General features: G+C 66.7%; 15 protein-coding genes. 12 read left to right on the top strand and 3 right to left on the bottom strand.

Annotated features, from left to right (window positions below):
- Nucleotides 1–11 precede the first annotated feature (11 nt).
- From ACOGXE_RS02585 to ACOGXE_RS02565, 5 genes are all read left to right on the top strand, one after another.
- Nucleotides 12–11,006, top strand: coding sequence for a hypothetical protein (locus ACOGXE_RS02585; RefSeq protein WP_419932390.1), 10,995 nt, complete (start codon nucleotides 12–14; stop codon nucleotides 11,004–11,006).
- Between the two features lie 236 nt (nucleotides 11,007–11,242).
- Nucleotides 11,243–12,208, top strand: a complete 966-nt coding sequence (locus ACOGXE_RS02580; RefSeq protein WP_419932389.1) for a hypothetical protein — start codon at nucleotides 11,243–11,245, stop codon at nucleotides 12,206–12,208.
- Nucleotides 12,209–12,280: 72 nt separating this feature from the next.
- Nucleotides 12,281–13,465, top strand: a complete 1,185-nt coding sequence (locus ACOGXE_RS02575) for an extensin family protein (protein ID WP_419932388.1) — start codon at nucleotides 12,281–12,283, stop codon at nucleotides 13,463–13,465.
- 175 nt (nucleotides 13,466–13,640) lie between these two features.
- Entirely contained in the window at nucleotides 13,641–14,516 is an 876-nt protein-coding gene (locus tag ACOGXE_RS02570) for a hypothetical protein (RefSeq protein ID WP_419932387.1), read from the top strand.
- Between the two features lie 335 nt (nucleotides 14,517–14,851).
- Entirely contained in the window at nucleotides 14,852–15,655 is an 804-nt protein-coding gene (locus ACOGXE_RS02565; protein ID WP_419932386.1) for a hypothetical protein, read from the top strand.
- A gap of 321 nt (nucleotides 15,656–15,976) precedes the next feature.
- On the opposite strand, the gene ACOGXE_RS02560 is transcribed toward ACOGXE_RS02565, so the two are convergent.
- The 3 genes from ACOGXE_RS02560 to ACOGXE_RS02550 are packed head-to-tail and all read right to left on the bottom strand — an operon-like array spanning nucleotide 15,977 to nucleotide 16,783.
- Nucleotides 15,977–16,159 carry a hypothetical protein gene (locus ACOGXE_RS02560; protein ID WP_419932385.1) on the bottom strand — a complete coding sequence of 61 codons (183 nt, stop codon included), beginning with the start codon at nucleotides 16,157–16,159 and terminating at the stop codon, nucleotides 15,977–15,979.
- A gap of 59 nt (nucleotides 16,160–16,218) precedes the next feature.
- The gene (locus ACOGXE_RS02555) at nucleotides 16,219–16,560 is read right to left on the bottom strand and encodes a type II toxin-antitoxin system PemK/MazF family toxin (RefSeq protein ID WP_419932384.1); all 342 of its coding nucleotides are present in this window, start codon (nucleotides 16,558–16,560) and stop codon (nucleotides 16,219–16,221) included.
- Nucleotides 16,547–16,783, bottom strand: coding sequence for a hypothetical protein (locus tag ACOGXE_RS02550; protein WP_419932383.1), 237 nt, complete (start codon nucleotides 16,781–16,783; stop codon nucleotides 16,547–16,549). The genes ACOGXE_RS02555 and ACOGXE_RS02550 overlap by 14 nt, the downstream gene beginning before the upstream one ends.
- Before the next feature lie 112 nt (nucleotides 16,784–16,895).
- Between ACOGXE_RS02550 and hisD the strand changes: the two genes are divergently transcribed.
- The 7 genes from hisD to ACOGXE_RS02515 all read left to right on the top strand — a co-directional run bounded on the left by hisD (nucleotide 16,896) and on the right by ACOGXE_RS02515 (nucleotide 23,750).
- Entirely contained in the window at nucleotides 16,896–18,212 is a 1,317-nt protein-coding gene (gene hisD, locus ACOGXE_RS02545; protein ID WP_419932381.1) for a histidinol dehydrogenase, read from the top strand.
- Nucleotides 18,209–19,285, top strand: coding sequence for a histidinol-phosphate transaminase (gene hisC, locus ACOGXE_RS02540; RefSeq protein ID WP_419932380.1), 1,077 nt, complete (start codon nucleotides 18,209–18,211; stop codon nucleotides 19,283–19,285). The genes hisD and hisC overlap by 4 nt, the downstream gene beginning before the upstream one ends.
- Nucleotides 19,286–19,295: 10 nt before the next feature.
- Nucleotides 19,296–19,904, top strand: coding sequence for an imidazoleglycerol-phosphate dehydratase HisB (hisB, locus tag ACOGXE_RS02535; protein ID WP_419932379.1), 609 nt, complete (start codon nucleotides 19,296–19,298; stop codon nucleotides 19,902–19,904).
- 22 nt (nucleotides 19,905–19,926) lie between these two features.
- The gene (hisH, locus tag ACOGXE_RS02530) at nucleotides 19,927–20,574 is read left to right on the top strand and encodes an imidazole glycerol phosphate synthase subunit HisH (protein WP_419932378.1); all 648 of its coding nucleotides are present in this window, start codon (nucleotides 19,927–19,929) and stop codon (nucleotides 20,572–20,574) included.
- A complete protein-coding gene (locus tag ACOGXE_RS02525) occupies nucleotides 20,571–21,344 on the top strand; it encodes a HisA/HisF-related TIM barrel protein (RefSeq protein WP_419932377.1) in 774 nt (257 codons plus the stop codon). The genes hisH and ACOGXE_RS02525 overlap by 4 nt, the downstream gene beginning before the upstream one ends.
- The gene (gene hisF, locus ACOGXE_RS02520) at nucleotides 21,341–22,123 is read left to right on the top strand and encodes an imidazole glycerol phosphate synthase subunit HisF (protein ID WP_419932376.1); all 783 of its coding nucleotides are present in this window, start codon (nucleotides 21,341–21,343) and stop codon (nucleotides 22,121–22,123) included. The genes ACOGXE_RS02525 and hisF overlap by 4 nt, the downstream gene beginning before the upstream one ends.
- Before the next feature lie 70 nt (nucleotides 22,124–22,193).
- Nucleotides 22,194–23,750, top strand: coding sequence for an acyl-CoA synthetase (locus ACOGXE_RS02515; protein ID WP_419932375.1), 1,557 nt, complete (start codon nucleotides 22,194–22,196; stop codon nucleotides 23,748–23,750).
- Nucleotides 23,751–23,761 lie beyond the last annotated feature (11 nt).

Here is a 23,761-nt window from a genome sequence, read left to right as displayed (position 1 = left end):
AGGGCCGGCTGATGACTGAGACGCTGTTCGGTGTCACCACCTACTGGCGCGAGAACACCGGCACGCTGAGCTGCACGCGGGACGGGACGGCGACGCTGACGGCCAAGGATGGGTCTGACACCGACAAGATCAAGCTGACGATCTCGTGCGAAGACCAGCCGGCAGTCTCCATCTCGGACTGGAACGGTGATTCGCGTACCGGAGCCGGCGCGATGTCGGACGACTTTGAGGTGTCGCCGTCGAACGCTTCGTGCTCGGCGCGCCGATCAGGAATCTCGGCGTCGGTGTCGATCACCGACAACAGGGGCACGGATCGCTCGGTGTCGGTGACGACGGCGGGCACGGGAACGGTGACGGTGACGCTGACGTGTTCGCGCAGCGGCTACCGGTCGGCGTCGGCATCGGCTGACTTCGTGGCCCGTAAGCCGCGGGTGTCGATCTCGGGGTTCGGCGGCGCGTCGCGTGACAATGCGGGGGCGATGACCGACTCGTTCACGGTGTCGCCGTCGTCGGCGGCGTGCACGGCTGAGCGAGATTCGGGCATTGACGCGACGGTGTCGATTTCGGGTGCGGGTACCTCGACGCGCACGGTGACGGTAACGACCACCGGTACGGGCACCGTCACCGTGGAGGTGAACTGCACTCGCAGCGGCCACACGGCGGACTCCGATACGGCCGATTTCACGGCGAACGCCGTGGTGGTGATTACCGGGTTCAGGGGCGACCGGCGCGATGGTCCCGGGGAAGTGTCTGACTCATTCACGGTGTCCCCCGACGACGCGACCTGCACCGCGGCGCGCAAGTCGGGAATCGCCGCGGATGTGGAGATCTCGGGTACCGGCAGCACGCGCACGGTGACGGTGGATACCGAGGGCAGAACGGGGTCGGTGACGGTCGAGGCACGCTGCACCAAGTCGGGCTTTCGGACCGCCACCGACACCGGCACGTTCACTGCTCGCCCCGAAGTGGTGATCTCGGGCTTGTCGGGTCGCACCCGCACTGGCGCGGGCACCATGACCGACGCGTTCACGGTGTCGCCGTCGAATGCGTCGTGCACTGCGTCGCGCTCGTCGGGCATCTCAGCGACCGTGAGTCTGACCGACAACTCGGGCTCCAGTCGCACCGTGTCGGTGACCACGACGGGCACCGGGTCGGTGGACGTGCGAGTGCGCTGCACCCGCAGCGGCCATGCCTCTGACAGTCAGACGGTGACGTTCACGGCGAATCGGCCGCGAGTATCCATCTCGGGGTTCGGCGGCGCGTCGCGCAACGGCCCGGGCGAGATGACGGACCACTTCACCGTGTCGCCCACGAGCGCCTCGTGCTCGGCACAGCATGAATCGGGCATCTCAGTGGCGCTGGAGTTCACCGACGACACGTCTGGTTCGCGAGCGCTCAAGGTCACCACGACGGGAACCGGCGAGGCCTCGGTGAAGGTCACATGCACAGCGACGGGGCACACCTCGGCGTCGGACACAGCGACGTTCACGGCGCGACCGCTGGTGACCATCAGCGGTTTCGATGGGGCGACCCGCACAGGTGCGGGAGCGATGACCGACGACTTCACGGTGTCGCCGTCGAATGCGTCATGCACTGCGTCGCGTTCGTCGGGGATCTCGGCGACCGTGACGCTGTCGGACAACTCGGGTTCGAGCCGCACGGTGTCGGTGACCACCACCGGTACCGGGACTGTGCGGGTGCGTGTCAGTTGCACCCGCACCGGCCATGTGGCAGCGGCTGACACCGAGAACTTCACCGCCGAGGAGATCACCGTGGACTCGGTGGGACTCGTGGTGACCTCGGGCGGCGAGTGCGACACCGATACCACGCCGCCGAACGGTTTCGACGGGGCATGGGACTGCGACATGGGCAAGGGCCGCGAGCTGGTTGCCGAAGTGACCGCGTCGGGCCCCGACAGCGGCCTGAGCCTGGCGTGGCCCGCGGCGACGGGCGGGGTGTCGGTGTCGGCGACCCAGGGGACGGTGCAGGTGAGCGTGCTGGGCACCGTCACCACCTACAGCCGCACCTCGACGGCGACGTTCGAGTGCTCTGCTGACGGGTCGGCCACCGTGAAGACCTCGGTGGATGGCACCGTCGCGCACACCGGCCGCGTCGGTATCGACTGCCAGCCGCCGGTGCCCCCCTTTGTGCTCGACGGCGGCGAAGGAGTCGTAGGCGACACGTTGCTCGACGATTTCACGGTGTCGCCCGCCTCGGCGACGTGCACCACCGCGGTGTCGGGCATCGCGGCAACAGCGACGTTCAGCGACAGCTCCGGCACCAGCCGCGAGCTGTCGGTGACTGCGTCGGTGCCAGGCACGGCAATGGTCGCGTTGACATGCGATGCGACCGGCTGGGCGCCCACCACGGTGACGGTCTCGTACAAGTTCAGGGCAGTCGTGGAGTCCGTCGAAGTGAAGGCAACAGCGGGCGGGGAGTGCAAGGCGGCGTCGTCGACGCCGACGGGTGTCGACGACGCGTGGGACTGCTGGATGGGCAAGGGCCGGAGCCTGAAGGTGGTGGCGACTGCGACTGATTCTTCCGGTGGGCTGTCGTTGTCGTGGCCGGCTGATGCTCGCACGAGCGGCGTGTCGCTCACTGAGGATGAGGGCGACGAGTCGTTCAACGAGATCACTGGCAAGTACCAGCGCAGCAACACGGCCACGTTCGCCTGCACTGAAGGCGGCAGCGCTCGTGTGGTGACCACTTTGGATGGCGCGCAGGCGCATGTCGGGTTGGTGACCATCGACTGCCGCGACGTGGTGACGATCAGCGGGCTGGTCGATGCGTCTGAGACCCGGTCGCGTGGCGAGTCGGGAGCGGTGGTGGTCAGCGACGAGTTCACGGTGTCGCCGTCGTGGGCGTCATGCTCGGTCGCGAAGGATTCTGGCGTGGATGCGGTGCTGTCGTTCCCCGACGACTCGGGGACGTCGCGCACCGTGGCGGCGAGCATTTCGGCTGATTCGGGCACCGTAGAGGTCAAGGTGACGTGCTCGGCGCTGAGCGCTGCGAAGAACTATGCGCCCACGACGGTGGAGGTGGACCTGACGCTGGACCCGGTGGTGAGCGTGGAGGACGTTTCGGTGCGGGCGACATCGGGAGGGAACTGCGAGACGGCTGCGGCGGCGCTGCCGGACGGTGTGGACGAAGGCTGGGACTGCTGGATGGGCATCGGCCGGAGCCTGAAGGTGGTGGCGACCGCTACCGACCCCTCAGATGGCCTGTCGCTGTCGTGGCCGGTGGACGCTCGCACCAGCGGCGTGTCGCTCACCGAGGACGAGGGCGACGAGTCGTTCAGCGACATCACCTTCAAGCACCAGCGCAGCAACACGGCCACGTTCGCGTGCACCGAAGACGGCAGCGCCCGCGTGGTGACGACGCTTGACGGCAAAGAGGCCCACGTAGGGCTGGTGAACATCGACTGCCGTCCGCTGGTGGAGATCACCGGTCTCGGCGGCGGCGCTGGGATTGTGCGGGACACGCTGGCCGACGATTTCGAGGTGACGCCCGCTTCGGCGTCGTGCACCGCCTCGCCGTCGACGGCGACGTTCAGCGACGACTCGGGCACCGAGCGCGAGCTGTCGGTTACCTCCTCGACAACGGGCGCGGTGACCGTGTCGGTGGCGTGCGAGGCGGACGACTATGCGCCGACCACGGTGGTGGCGTCGTACGCGTTCAGTGCAGACGTGAGCTCGGTGGGCGTGTCAGTGATGTCGGGTGGGGAGTGCCCGGACGCTTCTTCGGCGCCGGCTGGGTTCGATGATGCGTGGGCGTGCTGGATGGGCATCGGCCGTCAGCTGAAGGTGAAGGCGACGGCGTCGAGCAGCGACGCGGATCTGAGCTTGGCGTGGCCGACGGTGACGGGCGGCGTGACGGTGCCCAGCAGCTCCCAGGGGACGGTGCAGACCAGCTCGGAGTTCGGCATCACGACCTACATGCTCGCCTCGACAGCGACGATCGAGTGTTCTGATCACGGGTCGGCCACGGTGGAGTCCTCGGTGGACAGCATCGTGGCGCACACCGGCCGGCTCGGTGTCGACTGCCGTCCGCTGGTGGAGATCACCGGTCTCGGCGGCGGCGCCGGCATCGTCGGTGACACGCTGACCGATGACTTCGAGGTCACGCCCGCTTCGGTGTCGTGCACCAGCTCGCCGTCCACGGCGACGTTCAGCGACGACTCGGGCACCGAGCGCGAGCTGTCGGTGTCGGCATCGGCGGCGGGCACGGTGACGGTGTCGGTGACGTGCGAAGCGGACGACTATGCGCCCACCACTGTGGAGGCGTCGTACGCGTTCAGCGCGGACGTCGACTCTGTCGGTGTGACGGTGACTTCTGGCGGGGCGTGCCCGAAGGCTTCTTCGACGCCGGCTGGATTCGATGATGCGTGGGCGTGCTGGATGGGCATCGGCCGCCAACTGAAGGTCAAGGCGACGGCGACGAGCCTGGACGCGGATCTGGGCATCGAGTGGCCTGACGACGACACGACAGGCGGCGTGACGGTGCCCGACGACGACGAGGGGACAGTGCAGGCCGACGTCGTGGGCGAGACCGTGGTGTACAACCTCTCCTCGACGGCGACGATCGAGTGCTCGTCTGACGGGTCGGCGACGGTGGAGTCCTCAGTGGACAGCATCGTGGCGCACACCGGTCGCCTCGGCGTGGTCTGCCGCCCGCTGGTCGAGATCACCGACTTGGACGATGCGTCCAAGACCCGGCCGCGTGGCGAGACGGGGAAGATCGCGGTGAGCGAGGAGTTCACCGTGACGCCATCGTGGGCATCGTGCTCGGTCACGACCGATTCCGATTCGGACGCGATGCTGTCGTTCCCCGACGACTCGGGGCCGACTCGCACCGTCGCTGCGAGCTTCACGGCTCTGTCGGGCATGGTGACCGTGGAGGTGACCTGCTCGGCGGAAAGCGCGACGCGCGACTACGCGCCCACGACGGTGGAAGCGGATCTGACGCTGAATGCGGCCGTGAGCGTCGAGGACGTGTCAGCGGACGCGACCTCAGGCGGCGACTGCGCCATCGTTGACAAGTCAGACGAGTCGGTGATGCTGCCGGAGGGCGTGGACGACCGGTGGGACTGCTGGATGGGCAAGGGCCGCAGCCTCACGGTGGTGGTGACTGCCACCGACGCCTCCGACGGCATGTCGCTGTCGTGGCCGGCAGACGGCCGCACGAGCGGGTTGACGCTCACGGAGGCAACCGAGGGCGAGGAGACGTTCACCGAGAGAGACGGCAAGCACCGGCGCAGCACGACGGCGAAGTTCACTTGTACTGCGGACGGTGCCGCACGTGTGGTGACAACCCTGGATGACGAAGAGGCTCACGTCGGCCTCGTGAACATCGACTGCCGGCCGCTGGTCACCATCGCCGGGCTCCACGGCAACGCAGCCTCGACGCAGACCGTCACCGACGACTTCACGGTGTCACCAGCGTCGGCGACGTGCACGCCGGTCACTTCAGGGCTCGCAGCGAGAGCGATCGTGACGCCGTCGCCGGTGCGGGGCTCGACACATCGGGTGTGGGTGACGGTGACGGGCACTGCCACGGGCACCGTCACCGTCGAGATGGAGTGCTCTGCGACCGTCGGCACACAGAAATATGTGCCTGCGACGGCCACAGCGGAGTTTGTGCGATTCGATGACTGCACCGCGGATCTGGGCGTGTTGGGTCACGGCAGCGTCACTCGTTCGGGCACGATCGCCGTCGACGCGGACTGCCTGTCGTGGAAGCGCGGCACGTCCTCTGCCCCCAACTACGCGCGGCGTTACACCTTCCGGGTGCCCGCTGCATCGCGGGTCAGCGTGGACTCCACGTCCGCCGATGTCGACACCTATCTCTACGTGCTGCACGGCAACGGGTCGGCCGCCGAGGTGCTGGGCAGCGACAACGACAGCCATACCGCGGGCCGCACCGACTCGCGGGTCGCCGACGTGCGGGTGCTGCCGGGACTGACCTATGTGGTCGAGGTCACCTCCAAGCCGCCGCGCCAGACCGGGCCGTTCACGCTGACAGTGACCACAACGCCAGATCTGCCGGCCGTCAAGATCATCGGGCTCGACCCAGTGACCCAAGTCCGCAACGGCAGCCGAGTCCTAGCGGACTCGTTCACCGTCGAGCCCGCCACGGCACGGTGCGCTGCTACGGCGCCAGCAGCGGTCTTCGCGCAGACAGGCGGCAACCGCAGGGTGTCTCAGCGGATGACCGGACCCGAACAGGCGACCGTCGTGGTGACCTGCTCCAACGACGGCAACAGCGACGGCACAGCCCGAGCGCAGTTCTCGCTCTGGCAAGCAGTCAGCCGCGTCACTGCCACAGCGCTCAGCGGGGGGTCGTGCGCGGCATCGACCGAGTCGCTGCCGACCGGCGTCGACGCCCGCTACGCCTGCGAGGTCAGCGAGAGCGTCACCCTCCGTGTGTCGGCCGAAACCCGCGGAGCGCACGCGACACCGCTGATTGGCTGGTCCGCCACCTCGGATGTGACTGTCACCGAGGCGTCAGCGGGCACACCCACTGCGGTTGACTTCGCAACCACCCCGATCGTCTACACCCGCACCGGCACCGCCCGCGTCACCTGCACCGACGACGGCACGGTCACAGTCACGGTGACCGCTGGCGTCGACATCTACAAGGTGCAACTCGACATCACCTGCGGCCCCCATCCCGCCGCACACTGCGTGGACGACATCGGCGAGCTCGGCGAGGGCGTCACCACCCGCAGCGGCACCATCGCCGCAGATGCGGCGTGTAAGTCGCTGCGGCGCAAGCCCGGAGATCGGCGCACCTGGTACGCGCGGCGTCACACCTTCAGTCTCGATGCCCCGGCCACGGTCACGTTCGTGCTCGAGGGCGTGCCTGCGGCCCGCCCAGGTGTGAACGTCGCTCTGTTGCTGCTCTCGGGCGACGAGCCCGATGGCACCGGCACCCGGCTGCATTTCAACAACAACGACAACAGCAACTTGGCTGCGAATCGCCTCAACAGCCGGCTCGCCGACGTCGCGCTCCCCAAGGGCACCTACACCGTCGAGGCAACCACCTGGCACCCCTGGCACACCGGCAGCTACACCCTCACCATCAACGCTCCCGCAGTGCGCGACACCGTTGCGGTCACGACGCTGTCGGGCGGCAGCTGCGAGGCCTCCGAGGAGAGCCCGCCAAGTGGCATCGACGACCTGTGGGACTGCACCGTGCAGCCGGAGGGCCGCCTGCGGGTACTGGCCACCGCCCGTTCGGGAGCCACGTCGTTCAGCCATGCCTGGACCGTGGCCGACGGCGTCACGATCCCCGACGAGCCCGACAATCCCAAGATCTTGGCCCGCCAAGGACCTGACGAGCTCGACACCGGCTGGCGGCAGTCCAGCCGCATAGCCCTTGAGTGCACCACCGACGGCACCGCAGACCTCACCGCTGGATTCGGCACCGGCAGCGGGGCGCGCACCCGCAAGGTGCGCCTCGACCTCGACTGCAACACCCCGGTGCAGATCAAGGACCTCGTCGACGTCACCGAGAACGGCGTCACGGGCGAGACGTTGACGCTGTCTGCGTCGTTCACCGTCGAGCCCGTGGCTGCGGAATGCACGCCTACCTCCACAGTGGGCACCGCCACCGTGACCAAGCCCACCGGCGGCGACCCCGACGAGCGCGTCGTGTCGATGAGCCTCACGGTCGAATCCTCGGCGACCGTGACGGTCACCTGTGCCGCTACCGGTCGCCCTGATGGAGTGGCCAAAGCGACGCTGCGAGCACACCAGCCGTTCACGCTCACGGTTTGGGGCGACGCATGCGAGACGGTGCCCGCCAGCTCACCGCGCAGCTACCGCTGTGTCCTGTCCGACGAGCACCAAGTCACCCTGCAGGCATTCGCTGACGCCAAGGTCAGCGACATCAAAATGAACTGGTCGGCGTCGGGTGTGACCATCGGCTCCGAGCGTGTCGGCGCACTGACCGTCGTGCAAGGCCCGGACGGCGCCGCAGCCGGATGGCGCCGTACCGGCAGCGTGGTCGCCCGTTGCACGGCCGACGGCACGGTCACGCTGAGTGCCACCGCGGGCACGGGCGCCAACCGGATCACCCGCACTACCCCGGTGAGCATCGACTGTCAGGACCAAGGCCGCATCACCGGCCTCGACAACACCGCGGCCGCTGGCGTCGGCACTGTCCGCGTCGCCGACACGTTTACCGTGACCCCCGCTAGCGCGCCCTGCACTGTCGTCTCGACAGCGGGCGTTGCTGCAGTCGAGACGCTCCGCGGCGGCGCTGCCGGGGATCGTACGGTGAGTGTTGCGCTCGCGGTCGCGCAGGGCGCGGACGCGTCCGCCAGGGTCAAGGTCGATTGCACGCCGCCTGGCCACGCGCCGGTGACTGCTCGGGCGACGTTCATGGCTGCGCTCGGTGACCCCTGCGACAATCCCTTGGGCGTGCTCTCTCACGGCACGATTACTCGCACTGGCGTCATCACTGAGGACGCCCGATGCATATCCGCTCAGCGCGGCGGCTACTCCGGCGGCTGGAACCAGTACGCGCGGCGGCACACGTTCACTCTGGACCGTCCCGCGGACGTGCAGATTTGGATGAACTCCTCGGCATCCAACTCGAGCACCTTGGACACTTATGTGCTGCTGCTGTACGGGCACGGGACCAATGGCCGGGTGCATTCCCGTAACGACGACGACAGTTCCAGGCCCCGTACAAGCAACAGTCGCCTGTCCCGCGAAACCTTCGGCCCGGGTAAGTACACCATCGAGGCCACCACCAGCTTGGCGGGGCATACCGGCTACTACGACCTGCGCGTCGAAACGCGCCTCGGCGTGCTCGTTTCGGGCCTGGAGGACACCGCCGCCTACGGCACTGGCATCATCCGTGTCGCCGACACGTTCACCGTCGATCCGCCGCACGCGCCGTGCACGACAACAGCGGGTGCCATCACACCTAGCACTGGCGCCGAGCGCACCCTCACGGTCAGCCTCGAGGCTGGTGCCAGCAGCAATGTCACGGTTCGCTGCGATGTGTACTTCCGCCCCGAGGGCGTCGCCACTGCACGCTTCACAGCCCGAGAGGCCATCGACTCGCTCACCGTGCGGGCGGTGGAGGGGGGCCGCTGCGAACGGGCGTCGACGACGCCGTCAGATGTGGACGCGGCCTATGAGTGCACGATGGCGCCCGGCCGGTCGTTCGTCGTCGCCGCCGACGCATCGTCGCCGCAGAACGGCCTGACGGTCGCGTGGTCGGCCGGCGGCGGCGTGACGGTCGCGAGCCAGGACCCCGGCGTGGCCTCGCCGAGCTTCGGGTTCGACTTCTCGACGACGTGGCATCGCACGGCGACCGCGACGCTGAGCTGCACCGCGGCGGGCACTGTGACCGCCACGGCGTCGTTGCCCGGTGCCGGCTCCCGCACGGCGCGGCTGGCGGTGTCATGCCGCAATGCGGTCAGGATCACAGGCCTGGCGGATCAGTCCCGCACCGGCACCGGCGCCGGGCGGGTCACCGACACCTTCACCGTGAGGCCCGCCAGAGCAGTGTGCACCTCCACCTCAGGCACCGTGACAGCCGGCGCCGGGAGAGCCAGAACGCTGAGCGTGCCGCTGACCGCGCCCGCGACACGACAGGTGACCGTCACCTGCACTGCCACCAACCGAGCACCCACGACACAGACCGTGACGTTCTCCATCGTCGAGCCATGCGCGGATCACCTCGGAACGCTCCGGCCCGGCGCCGTCACCCGCTCAGGCACCATCACCACCGACAGCTCATGCACCTCGACCCGGCGCAAGGACAACCCCGGCGACGACGTGTTCTACGCGCGGCGGCACACCTTCCGGCTCGCCCAGCCGGCTCGGGTGACCATTGAGCTGGAGTCAGCGGCGTCCAACGGAACCCCGCTCAACACCTACCTGGTGCTGCTCGACGGCCACAGCCCCAACGGAACAGCCGCAGCACTGCACCACAACGACGACGTCGGGGCCGACCGCGGCACCCTGCGCACGAACTCGCGCCTCACAGGCATCGACCTCGCTGCCGGCGCATACACCATCGAAGCCACCACACACACCGCCAGCGACACCGGCGGCTACGACCTCGCCGTGTCAGCAGTCACCGTCAGCGGCATCAGCACAACGATGCACGTCGTACAAGGCGAGAGAACGGAGTTCCGCTTCAACTACGCCCCCACCAATGCCGTACTCACCGCGCCCGATAGGGCCCAGATCGGCGCACTGGTGACCCTCACATTTGGTGGCGGGTCGGGAACTCTCACCGTCAGCGACGCAGTCGTCGGCACCTACGCTGCCCAACTCGACATCGCCGTGCCCCGAACAGAAACCGCGTCAGGCTCCGCCAGCAGAGGCACACGCGGCGCCAACACAGCGAGGAGAAGCACCGCCACTCACGCTGCGACCAGCTATCGCCCGGGCGGCACGGTTTGCCCGCCAGGCAACGCCGTCGTCATTGCCGGTGACAGCGTGTGCACGGCCGACAGCGGCTATCGCGTCACCATCCGCACCCCCGCGACAACTGGCCATCCGGCGCGATTGGTACCTGCAGCATGCATCTCACGGCTGCGGCTGGGACGCTGGTACCTCGAAACCAGCCTCTGGCCCGCGAGCGCGACATGCAACGCCGCTGTCAACAACGTCGCCAACAGCATCCGACGGCGTACCCAATTCTATGTATTCGAGATCACAGCTTCCTCGGCCGATGTCACCATCCGACTCTCATCGGACGACCGAGACACGCACCTCGCCCTGTGGCGCGGCAGCACCGACCCCATCGACACCGGGCTCCTGCACGTCGACCTGAGCACCACTCCTGTTGTCGTCAATGACGACGCCTGGGACACCGCCAGCGAGGCCGGATTCCTGTACCTCGACGGCCGTGAGAGCGATTCGAGAATCCAGACGACGCTCGCCCAGGGCGTCTACGTCATCTCCGCCGCCACCCTTACACCGCCCGACAGCCAAATCGGGCACACGATCAACATCAAGGCGATTCAGACGTCGTCTTGAAGCCTGAGGAATCGAGCCTTTGCGTATGCCTCCGATAACGACAGTTGGGAGCGATGATGACCCAGGACCGTGACGCGGATACCTCAGAATCTGCTTCTGCCAACCCCCGTCGGATGAGCCGCCGCCGATTTCTCATGATCGCTAGCAGTACTGCTGGAGCCGTGGGGGCGTCGGGGCTTATTGGGTGGGGCCTACTAGGTCGCGCTTCAGAAGGAAATTCCGATACGGCAGCTCGATTGCAGACCACCACGCTGTTGCCCGATGTGGGCGCGACTAGCGTACAGGTCGTCGAAGTTGAACCCGGCTTCGTGGACGCAGCCGTCTGGGGAGACGAACTGTTGACCTTGCGTGCTGCCGCTGATGGGTCAGGCATAGTGCTGCGTTCAGAAACTGCGGGTGCAGAATACCCGGTTGATGCACCAGCTGGCTTCGCGAGTCGTTGCGTGGGTGTCGTTGATGATACGCTCGTCATTGGCGGACACGCATTTGTTGACGGAGATCCGATTGATTACCAAGCCGGTCCTGACATCGTTGAACTGTTGCGTCATGCAGGTTCGGAAGCGGTGGCCCTAGCCTCCCAGCCCGGTATTCCGGAGTTTGAAGCGCACTTTTACACTCCGATTGAGTTGGTGGCCTCCGTAATCGCCACACAGGATCTCAGACGGTGGACAGCTGCCGACGTATCGTTCACAGATGGTACCGGTGGCTCGATAGCTGGTGTCTTGGAGCGCACGGGTTCACTTGCCTTAGACCATTTTGAGTCGTCTGACACAGCTGACTCAAATTATGAAGCGCGGCTCTTGGATGCGCGGTCCGCCTTAGGAGGCAACGCCGTCTACAGAAGCTGGACTTTGCCTATTGACCACGGTCTCATTTGGGGCGTAGCAAGCGCGAGATGGGGCGACATAGTCATAGTTTCGGATAGACACGGAACGCGAGCTATGGACGACCGAGGACGCCTTGCTTTTGAGCTTGACGACGCAGCGATATACGCTGTGCAACCTATCGACAGTGAAGTTGGTGAGGTAGTGGCGGTCGGCGTGCTGCAGGAAAGCGGTATTGCTGAAACAAGACTATTTCAGCACGGCGATGAGTTCATGTCCATAGCCGATGCACTACTCGTCTCTCATCAAGTAGCCCAAGATATTGCGATGGCGGCTCCGGTGGGCAAACTAGGTGGTGTGATTGTCTCGCCCGGATAGGTGATGCTAATGAACCGACTGCGTAGCAAATGACTGTGGACTGCAGCCAGCTGTTGATTGGAGAACGAGCATATGGCTGATGACAAATGTGAACACGTCTGTGGGGTGACAGCACCCGACACGATCATTCCGGTACCTTTTGCAGAGGGCCGGTATGAATTTAGCCATCCAGATACAAATCTGAATGTTGATCTACGCGGATTTTCGGGTACAGCCTGTAGCGCCGATTTCGATGACAATAACAACTCAGAAGACTTCAGGGACTATACCGTATCACCGCCTGCGGCGGTCGTTCTAGATCCGTGCACGCAAGGGGTCCTGAACAACTGTCTCGCCAATCTCGACTGGTTCTCGTCGCGCTACGGCACGGGCTACGGCAGATTAGAGGTCATCGGCCACATCGGTGTTTCGCGCTTCGACTTCCGATTCAGTCGTGTCGTTGCTGGGAAGACTGTCACATTGTATGAGAGCGACGTCAGGCAAAGACTGCGTGATTCGGTGTCGCAAGCTCAGAATAATGCGAACGGTGACACATCGACTACGATTGTCTATCCTGACACCGACTTCATCGATGATACGGCAGTCCCAGTGCCAGGACGCTCGCGGGGGAATAGTACAGCCGTCTATCCCAAGCGAGTTACAGCGAGGCAATTGGAGTGGTTGAGGCAAGTGGATCTATACGGCTCCACCTTTCGGGTCAATAGGAGCTGGCACTACCACGATCGCGCGATAGATATTGCCTGGATTGGCTGGAATGATGCTACCCTTGAACGTCCGATTCAACGACGTGCAGCGCGGCCTTGTCGCGGCCGAAGCGATGTGCAATCCGGTACTGCCGCATATCGTCGCATGGTCGCGGTAGAGGCGTGTTTGCGAAAGTACTTTGGCACCGTGCTCAATCGCAATCACGATAGTGCTCATTGGAATCATTTTCATGTGGATGATGGGCCATGTGTTGGTCTCAACCTCGGGAAGTCATCCCATGTGAAGTTCATAAAGGACTGTGTAGAGGCGTTCACTGATGTTCGGCTGAGTGGGGACGAGGACCAACTTGGCGTTCACGACGGGGGTTACGACGACAAGGCCAGAGATGGTTACATGACGCTCATGTCTGACCTAGGAATGGAGCGCCTGGCGCCGGAAACGTACAGCTCTCACTACTGGCTCTTCTTGAACTACATCATGATGCACGGCTTTGCGAACGAAAGAGCGGGCCATTACAGGTACGGAGACTTCGCGGCTGCTCCAGTCGCATGAGGGCAGCTTCGGCAGGTCGATGGTCATGAGACGTCTTGGTCTTGGTGTGGCGTTTGCTTGCATTGTCCTGGCCGTGGTGTCGGCCGGGTTGCCTGCGGCTTCGGCCGGCTCCGATGGTCGGGCCGGGGGTGCGACGATCTCCCCCGCCGCTCCAGCCTGGCCATTCGCAGGAATCGTGGACGATTCTGGAACATTCCTTGGGCTGCCTGATGGAGATGTGTTCAGACTGGGGCTGCGCACGGCGAATTGCCTGGTGCCGTACGGGGGCAGCCACCTCGGCTACAGCGATGAGTACGTTTTCTTTGGCAGGCTGCGACACGATCACCAGACCGCGCCGTGGATAGCGGGCTCGTTCGTGGCGCCTTGGGGCGATGCTGCCTACCCGCTGTTGACAAGCCCGAATCAGTCGTGGCGCTTGTTGCGCGGATCCGATTATCCGCTGACGATGGACAGATTCAGCACGGAGGATCATTCCTCGCTGGACGGGAAGCTGTCAGATCGGGCGCAATCTCTGGGTGAGGATGTGCAGCCGCTGGTTTCGTTGGGATTCGTCGCTGCCGGTTTCGACGCCGGCAGCGAGGTAGTCAGATTCAAGAACGATGCAGGCGAACAGCACTATCTCCTGAGTCAGGGACTCGACCCCTTGCTGGAGATTGACGGAACTGAGGCCGAGCTGCTGTTGCGAGAGTCCGAGGATGTCCCGTCGGCGGAAGAAGACAGCGAAGAGGGATCCGGAGCAGGTCCGACTCACTCGCTGAGACTCGATCGTGTCAGCGATGACTACGCGGTGTGGTCGGTGGGGACGCTGCTTTGGACAGGCTTCTGCACACTGCCTTGGACCGCCGTGCAAGACGTGCAGACCGGGTCAGCGGTGAGCTGCACGTCGAGCGTGCTGCTGCCAGTCGCGATTGACTCGACCTCGGAACTCAGGAGCGTGCCTCCGCTCCGAGGTCTCGGCGACTGCACCTCGACGCCTTGGGAACCGGTGCTCGGGACGCCGTCGGCGGAGCACGACGCACCTAGTCCCAAGACACGAGAAGAAGAGCGGTAGTGATGCGCGTTCTGGCACCGCTGCTGTGCCTTGCGTTCGCCGCGGTGAGCTGCTCTGCGCCGGGTCAGCCGGCGCTCGAGACTGGTCGACCCGAGGCTGACGCGGGCATAAACGGCGAGCAAGATTCCGCAACGACGCATGGCGCTGCGGCCGACATGACTGTTCCAGCAGCCGGAGCACATGCCGAGCCGTCAGAGACGTCGCCATCGGGCGCGGATCCGCTCGGCAGCGAGCCGACGGATTCCGTGGACTCATCGGTGCAGTCACCTGAGTCGACACCCGGCAATAGCGATGAGGAGCAGCAGCGCCCGAGAACGCCGCCTTGCGGGTATCGCATGGTTCCCGACGAGCTGTACGCGCTGGACGGCATCGTGCAATGGGCGAGCTCCGACGAACTCGAATCGCCGACGAGCGGCATCGCATTCGCCGTGCTTGTGCAACTCATGCCCCTCATCAACCCCGATAACCCTCATCGGGATGCGCATCCGGATCAGCCAGTCAGATGGGCACTGATCTACACGGGGCTCGCGCTTGACGACGACCGCTGTATCAGCGGCACGCCGCTCGATACCATCGCATTGCCAGAAGAGTTCTCGGCCGAATGCGTCGGCATGACGACGGCACTTGTGCATGACGACGGGACGCTAGAAGTCGGCGACATCTCGAATGCAGTGCGGGTAACGGCCGACGATGGCGCCGTGTGGACAGAGAACCCCTCGCCGGCTCTCGCGGCTGCGATCGGGGATCGACGCCTGGATGTCCCGGTCACCTTGTCGGGCGACACAGTGAGCATCGCTGAAGCCGGTTCGTTGCAGGTGCGTTCGCCGCCGTGGCCAAACAGCCCAGGATGGGAAGTCCAGACCGTACGCGCGGGTTCGCTATTGCTGGTGACGGCACAGCCAGCACACTTGGCGTGCTTCTCCGGAGTGACGTGGGCATTTGACGTCTCGACGGGCGAACTGATTGCCTGCGGCGCCAACACCATGGCCACCACAATTGCTCGGGCAGACACCAGCACCGACGGGTTCGGCTCCACCGCAGGCTGGCCGGAAATGCAGCTGCCTAGTTCTGCGGATGTGCCGGATTATCTGGAATGCGGGGCCCGGCTCGACCTGAGTGCCGTCTATCGCTCTCCATAAGAGGCCGTGGGCCTGTCAGACGCGCCCGACTCAAGTGGCGCATGCGCAGCGAGTCGATGATCCTGCGGGCCTTGTTGTCGGCCCACTGAGTCTCCTCGGCTCTGGCTGCGTCCAGTTGCTCGTAGATCTGGCCTGGACCCGTGTTCTTGGACTCGGGTCGTGGGAGTCGGACGACTGCTCGGTGTTGTAGTCGGCGTTCACTGCCGATGCGCGACATGTTCCCCATGCAGCGTCAGCGTGGCTGTCAGGGGCCGAGGCCAGGCTCGGCGGCGATCAAGTAATCGACGGTACCGCGAGGTCGCTGCATGCGCCGTCGGCGCCTCACGGGCTGCCGGCACCCGTCACGAATATCCGGCTGTACCGGTTGCCCATCTCGAAGGTGTTGAACAGGATCAACTGCCCGTCGGCCGACCAGTCAGGGTTGATCTCATCGCCGTCGAGCTCGGTGATCTCCCTCAGTTTCTTGGTGCCGAAGTCGTACACGGCGATGTTCGACTCGCCCAAGACCGGTCGGCCGCCCTGGTATTCGAAGACGCTGAACGCCAGTTGGGTGCCGTCGGGCGCTACGGGTGGTTGAGCAGGGTCCTCACGATCTCGTGGACGTGCCAGCTCGTTTCTATGTCGATGATTCCGAGCCGGTGCGAAAGGCGCGCAGCGTTGACGGAGCGCAGCAGTTCGCATTGCACGTAGCTCGTCTCCCGCAGGCCCGTGTGCTGGTTGGCCGGCACCTCGACGTGGAGGTCCAGGCCTCGACGCGACGTAGTGAGCGGCGCAACGATCACGATCGGGAAATCGGAGCCGAAGAAGTCCGGTGGCCCGAGCACGACCGCCGGCCGGCGCGAGGCGGGTTCGCTCGGATATGGGTCGCCGAAGTCGGTGAGCCAGATCTCGTCAACTGACGCCATCGTCGACGTGGGTCGTCTCGGCGTCTGACAGGTAGTCGGCCCAAGCTGCGGGGTCGCTGCGCAGTTCGGCGTATTGCTCTTGGATGCGCAGCCCGAATCGCAGGCGACGCAGCGCGTCTGCGGCCTGGCGGACCGTCTCGGTGATGCTGTCGCCGCTGGAACGGCTCATCTCGACAAGGCGGGCGTGAGTGTCACGGTCAACACGGATCGTGGTCGAGTCCATGCAGCCACGCTACCTCGCGAGTGGACAGGTATGTCTACAAATAATCTACATGGGCGGCACGGCACAGAAAATCGCAGCAGTGGCGTGAAGGGGCGCAGGTACCCTCAGCGCGGTGCTGAAGCGGCTGGACCTGCGGGGTCACGGCAATGATTCGGGTGATGACCTGGCCGACCTGCTGCCGCGCCCGCAGATGGGTGACGCAGTGCCTGTTGAGACGGTTCGCGAGCTGATCGCCGAGGTCCGCGACGGCGGCGACGCTGCTGTTCGGGAGCTCACGGCTCGCTTCGACGGCGTCGAGCTGGCCTCGTCCCTGGTTCCGCCGCAAGAACTCGCTGCAGCGTGGGAGGGCCTGCCATCCGGCTTGCGGTCGGCAATGGAGACTGCCCACCGGCGGATCCTGGAATTCCACCGAGCCGAGGCTGCCGCTGGGCACACCTATGAGAGCGACGGGGTGACGGTGCGCTCGATCAACCAGCCGGTCGACCGGGCAGGCGTGTACGTGCCGGGCGGTCTCGCCGCCTACCCGTCCACGGTGCTCATGACGGTGCTGTTGGCCCGTGCCGCCGGAGTAGACGACATCGTGCTGTGCTCGCCGCCAGGACCCGAGGGCAGCCTGCCTGCGACCGTGCTCGCGGCGGCGCACCTGTGCGGCGTCACCGAAGTACACCGGGTAGGCGGCGTGCAAGCTATCGCTGCGCTCGCCTATGGGACCGAGACGATCCGGCCCGCCGACGTCGTGGCCGGTCCGGGCAACGCCTGGGTCGCGACGGCCAAGCAGCTCGTCGCCGGCGACGTGGGCGTTGCAGCCGCATTCGCCGGACCGTCGGAGATCGTCGTGATCGCCGATGCGAGCTGCCCGCCGGCAGCCGCCGCTACCGACGTTGTCTTGCAGGCCGAGCACGGCCCCGGCGGGCGCGCCTGGCTGGTCACCTGGGACGCCGGCTGTGCCGATGCCGTCTGCGATGCAATCAGCGAGATCGTCCAGCTCTCGCCTCGCCGAGACGAAACGCTGGCCACGCTGAATGCCGACGGGTTCGTGTGCCTCGTGAACGGACCCGCACACGCTGCCGAGGTCGCCAACTTCGTCGCACCGGAACACCTCCAGCTCATGTGCGAGGACGCAGCCGAGCTCGTGGGCAGCATCCGCCACGCCGGCGCGGTGTTCGTCGGCCCCTGGGCACCGGCGTCAGTCGGCGACTACGTCGCGGGACCGTCGCATGTGCTGCCCACTGCGGGCACCGCCCGCTTCGCCGGGGCGCTGAGCACCGGCGACTTTGCCAAGCGAATGCACGTCGTCGACGTCACCGAAGCGGGCTTCGACCGGCTGGCGCCGGCGGTGGCCGAGCTCGCCGAAGCCGAGGGGCTGTGGGCGCACGCCGCCTCGGTGTCTCGCCGCAAGGAGTGGGCCGCATCGGGAGTGCGGCCATGAAGCCCGCAGTACGGGATGACCTGCGCCTGCTGGACGGCTATCACTCGCCGCAGATCGACGTCGAAGTGCGGCTCAACACCAACGAGGCGCCCGTCGGGCCGCCGCCCGAGTTCGCCGAGGCGCTCGCCGCCGAGCTGCGCAGCGTCGAGTGGCACCGCTACCCCGACCGCACGGCCAGCGTGCTGCGGGCCGACCTGGCGGCGCTGCACGGCGCCGACCCTGAGCGGATCTTCGTGGCCAACGGCTCGAATGAAGTGCTGCAGACGCTGTGTTTGACCTACGGGGGAACAGGCCGCAGCGTCGCCACCTTCGAGCCCACCTATGCGATGTACGGCCAGATTGCGCGCAGCACCCAATGCGCCGTCGTCGAGGGCGAGCGCCATGCCGACGGCAGCGTCAGCGTGTACGAACTGGAGCGGGTCATCGAGCGGCACCAGCCGTCGATCGTGTTCCTGTGCTCGCCCAACAACCCCACCGGCACGCCCGAGCGCCTCGAGGTGCTCGAACGGGCACTGGAGCTCGCGCTGGGCCTCGTCGTGGTCGACGAGGCCTACGGGCAGTTCGCCGACTGGAGCGCTGTCGACCTGTGCGACGACGCCGGCGGCCCGGCGAACCTCGTCGTGACGCGCACCTACTCCAAGACGTGGGCTATGGCCGGGGCACGCCTGGGTTACGCCGTCGTGCCCACGGGCATGGCCGCGGAGTTCGAGAAGGTGGTGCTGCCGTACCACGTCGACACGTTCAAGCAGATCGCCGGGCGGGTGGCGTTACGGTTCGCCGACCAGATGGAACAGCGGGTTGCAGCCATCGTGGCCGAACGAGATCGGATCGAAGCCGCGCTGGCTGGCCTGGGTCTCGACGTCTGGCCCTCGCAGTCCAACTTCATCCTGTTCCGCACGACCCCCAGCGGGCACAGCGGCGACGATGTGTGGCAAGCACTCGTGGATCGCTCTGTGCTGGTGAGAAACTGCTCGGGCTGGCCCCGGCTGGCCGACTGCCTGCGGGTCACGGTGGGAACACCGCCCGAGAATGACCGCTTTCTTGAGGCGCTGTCGGAAGTTGTCTCGCGATAATGAGGTTCCCATGACTGCTCGTCCAGTACTCGAACGCGTCAGCGCTGTGCAGCGCAACACCAAAGAGACCCAGATCGACCTGACGCTGGACCTGGACGGAAGCGGTCAGACCGACGTCTCCACCGGGCTGCCGTTCTTCGACCACATGCTCGCCCAGCTCGCCAAGCACGCCCGCTTCGACCTGCAGCTGCGCACCGTCGGCGACCTCGAGATCGACGCCCACCACACCGTGGAGGACACCGGCATCGCGCTCGGCGAGGCGATGCGGCAGGCCTGGGGCGACAAGGCCGGGGTGCGCCGCTTCGCCTCCTACGTCGTGCCGCTGGACGAGGCCGCGGTGGAGGTGGTGCTGGACCTGTCCGGCCGGCCGTTCCTGCACTACGACATCGAGCCGCCCGGCGAGAAGATTTTGGGCGACCCGCCCTTCGACCCGCAGCTCTGCGAGGAGTTCTGGCGCGGCCTGGTGATGTCGGCCGGCATCACCCTGCATTTGGTGATGCTGCGGGGCCGCAACACCCACCACATCATCGAGGCCAGCTTCAAGGGCGCAGCGCGGGCCTTCTACGACGCCATCCGTGTCGCCGACGACGTGCTGCCCTCCACCAAAGGCGTCCTGTGACCGACGCACTGATGGGCCGTCGGTGACCGGCGACAGCGCCCCGCCGCTGATCGCGGTACTCGACTACGGCATCGGCAACCTGCGTTCGGCTCAGAAGGCGCTCGAACGGGTCGGCGCCGATGCTCGCCTGACTGCCGATGTCGGTCTCATCGGCGACGCCGACGGGGTGGTGCTGCCCGGCGTCGGCCACTTCGGCACCTGCATGACGCAGCTGCGCGCCACGGGCCTGGAGCAGCCCGCGTTGGCGGCCATCGAGAGCGGGCGCCCGTTCCTCGGCATCTGCGTCGGCATGCAGATGCTGTTCGATGCCTCCGAGGAGGCACCGGGCGTGCAGGGCCTCGGCGTGATGCCCGGCACCGTGCGGCTCCTGCCCGACGGCATGGTGCGACCGCAAATGCAGTGGAACCGCCTCGATGTGCGCCGACCCGACTGCCCGCTGCTGGCCGGGCTGACCGGCGGCGCCTGGATGTACTTCGTCCACAGCTACGCGCCCGACACCGACGACGGCTTCGTGGCAGCGACATGCGACTACCCCACGCCGATCACCGCCGTCACCGAGCGCGGCCAGGTGTGGGCCACCCAGTTCCACCCCGAGAAGTCCGGCGATGCCGGCAAGCGGCTGGCACAGAACTTTCTTGCTGCGGTGACGGCGGACCGGTGCCACCGGTGAGCTTCGACCTGTATCCCGCCATCGATCTGCGCGGCGGGCGCTGCGTGCGCCTGCTGCAGGGCGACTACGACCGCGAGGTGCGCTACGACGCCAACCCGGTGGAGGTCGCGCACGAGTTCGCGGAAGCCGGCGCTCGCTGGATTCACATGGTCGACCTGGACGCGGCACGCTCCGGCGTTGCCGACGACAGCAACCGCAGAGTGATCCAGTCCGTCTGTGCTGCCGTCGGGGACGCCGGCGTGCGCGTGCAATGCGGGGGCGGGGTGCGTTCCCGCGACAGCGCCGAGGCACTCTTCGACGCAGGGATCAGCCGCGCCGTCGTGGGCACTGCCGCAGTCGAGAACCCCGACCTTGTCGACGAGCTGGCATCGGTCGGCCGCAGCGTCGCGGTCGGTCTCGACGTGCGGGGCACCGAGGTGGCCACCCGCGGCTGGGAGCATCACAGCGGGGTGAGCCTGGGCGATGCCCTCGCCCGGCTGGCCGGCAGCGGCGCCGAGGCTGTGATCGTGACCCAGATCGCCCATGACGGGATGGGCGGCGGCAGCGACCTGGCCGGGTTGCGGGACGTGCTGGACGCGCCCCAGCGGCCCCCGGCGATGTCGGTGATCGCCAGCGGCGGGGTGGGCTGCCTGGCCGACATCGCCGACCTGCGCGACCTGCGCTCGCCGCATGGGCACACGCTCGCCGGCGCCATCGTGGGCAAGGCACTCCACGACGGCGCGATCTCGCCCGTCGCCGCCGTGGTGGTGGCCCGGGGCAGTGCCTCATGAAGACCGTGCGGGTCATCCCGTGCCTGGACGTGGACGACGGCCGGGTCGTCAAGGGGGTCAACTTCCTCGGGCTGCGCGATGCCGGCGATCCTGTCGAACTGGCCGCTGCCTACGATCGCCAGGGTGCCGACGAGATCGTCTTCCTGGACATCACGGCGTCCGCGCACGGACGCGACACCATCATCGAGCTTGCCCGGCACACCGCCGAAGAGGTCTTCATCCCGTTCACGATCGGCGGGGGAATCCGCTCGGTCGACGACGCCCGGGCACTGCTGCGCGCAGGGGCCGACAAAGTGTCGGTGAACTCGGCGGCAGTCGTGCGGCCCGAGCTGGTGCGTGAGATCGCCGACGAGTTCGGCAGCCAGTGCGTGGTTGTGTCGGTGGACGCGAAATCCAACGGGACCGGCGCCGACGGCACTGCGAGCTGGAACGTCTACGTCAAAGGCGGCCGGGAAGACACCGGCATCGACGCACTCGGCTGGGTGCGAAAGGTGGCCGAGCTGGGTGCCGGCGAGATCCTGCTGACGTCCATGGACGCCGACGGCACCAAGGCAGGCTTCGACCTCGAGCTCACCCGGACGGTCACCGATGCCGTGGGCATACCGGTGGTGGCCAGCGGCGGGGTTGGCACGCTGCAGCACCTGGTGGACGGCGCCCTCGTCGCCAACGCCGACGCCGTGCTCGCAGCCTCGATCTTCCACTTCGGCGAGCACACGATTGCCGACGCCAAGCGCGCACTGATGGACGCTGGCGTGGCTGTCCGCCCTCCCGCCGCCTGACCGACTGACCGGGTGCCACCGCGCTCGACGGATTCAGTCCTGCCCGAAGTCGCCCGCTAGCTTCCCCGCCATGAGCTACCCCGGCACCCACTCGGCGACCGACCCAGACCGTCCAGCGGTGATCATGGCCCGCGACGGCCAGACCCGCACGTTCGGGGAGCTCGAAGCCCGCAGCTGCCAGTTCGCCCAGCTCATGTGGGCCGCCGGCCTGCGCCCCGGCGATCACGTGGCGATCTTCGCCGACAACAACATCGGCTACTTCGACGCCTACTGGGCCGCGATGCGCAGCGGCCTGTACTTCACGACCGTCAACCGGTACCTGACTGCCGAAGAAGGCGCCTACATCGTCAACGACTGCGAGGCCCGGGTGCTGGTGGCATCGCCCGCCGTCATCGATGCCGCGACGGAGATGCTGCCGCTCATCGGCGACTGCGACGTGCGGCTGATGCTCGACGAGGCCGCCGCTGGGTTCGACTCGTTCGAAGACGCCATCGCAGCCCATCCCGCAGAACCGCTCGCCGAACAGCCGCGAGGGTCGGCGATGCTGTACAGCTCCGGCACCACGGGCCGCCCCAAGGGCATCAAGCGGCCGCTGGACGGAACCTCGATCACCGACCCGGACCTGCTCGGCGCCGGGCTGCTGGGCGGCGTCTTCGGATTCGGCGAAGGCACCCGCTATCTCTCCCCGGCCCCGCTGTACCACTCTGCGCCCCTGTCGTTCACGACCGGCACGCAGTCGGTCGGCGGCACGGCGGTGGTCATGGACCGCTTCGACGCCGCTGAGGCGCTGTCGTACATCGAGCGCTACCGCATCACCCACAGCCAGTGGGTGCCCACGATGTTCAGCCGGATGCTGAAGCTGCCCGAAAGCGAGCGCACCCGCCACGACCTGTCCAGCCACCAGGTCGCCGTGCACGCAGCGGCGCCGTGCCCCGTCAAGGTGAAGCACCAGATGATCGACTGGTGGGGCCCGATCCTGCACGAGTACTACGCCGGCACCGAGCTCAACGGCTTCTGCTACGTGAACTCGGACGAATGGCTCGAACGGCCCGGCACGGTGGGCAAACCGCTCATCGGGGTGATCCACATCTGCGACGACGAGGGCAGCGAGCTGCCGGTCGGCGAGGCGGGCACCATCTACTTCGAGCGCGAGATCCCGGCCTTCGAGTACCACAACGACCCCGCCAAGACCGCCGAGTCGCGCCACGACGATCACGAGCTGTGGTCGACGCTCGGCGACGTCGGGCGCGTCGACGGCGACGGCTACCTCTACCTGACCGACCGCAAGGCGTTCATGATCATCTCGGGCGGCGTGAACATCTACCCCCAGGAGATCGAGGACTGCCTGGTGCTGCACCCCAAGGTTGCCGACGCCGCGGTGTTCGGGGTGCCCAACGACGACTTCGGCGAAGAGGTCAAGGCCGTCGTGCAGCCGGTTGCCGGCGTGGAGTCCGACGATGCACTGGCGACGGAGCTGCTGGGGTACTGCCGGGAGCATCTCGCGGGATACAAGGTGCCGCGCTCGGTCGACTTCCGCGACGAGCTGCCCCGCCATCCCACCGGCAAGCTCTACAAGCGAATCCTGCGAGACGAGTACTGGGGAGACCGGTCGTCCCGGATCGTGTAGGCCGCTCGGCC

The organism is Candidatus Poriferisodalis sp., from assembly GCF_965208555.1.
In the GTDB taxonomy this organism is placed as follows: Bacteria; Actinomycetota; Acidimicrobiia; order Acidimicrobiales; family Poriferisodalaceae; genus Poriferisodalis.
Note: the sequence above shows the minus strand (reverse complement) of the source record. Positions and strands in the feature narration are given on the sequence as shown.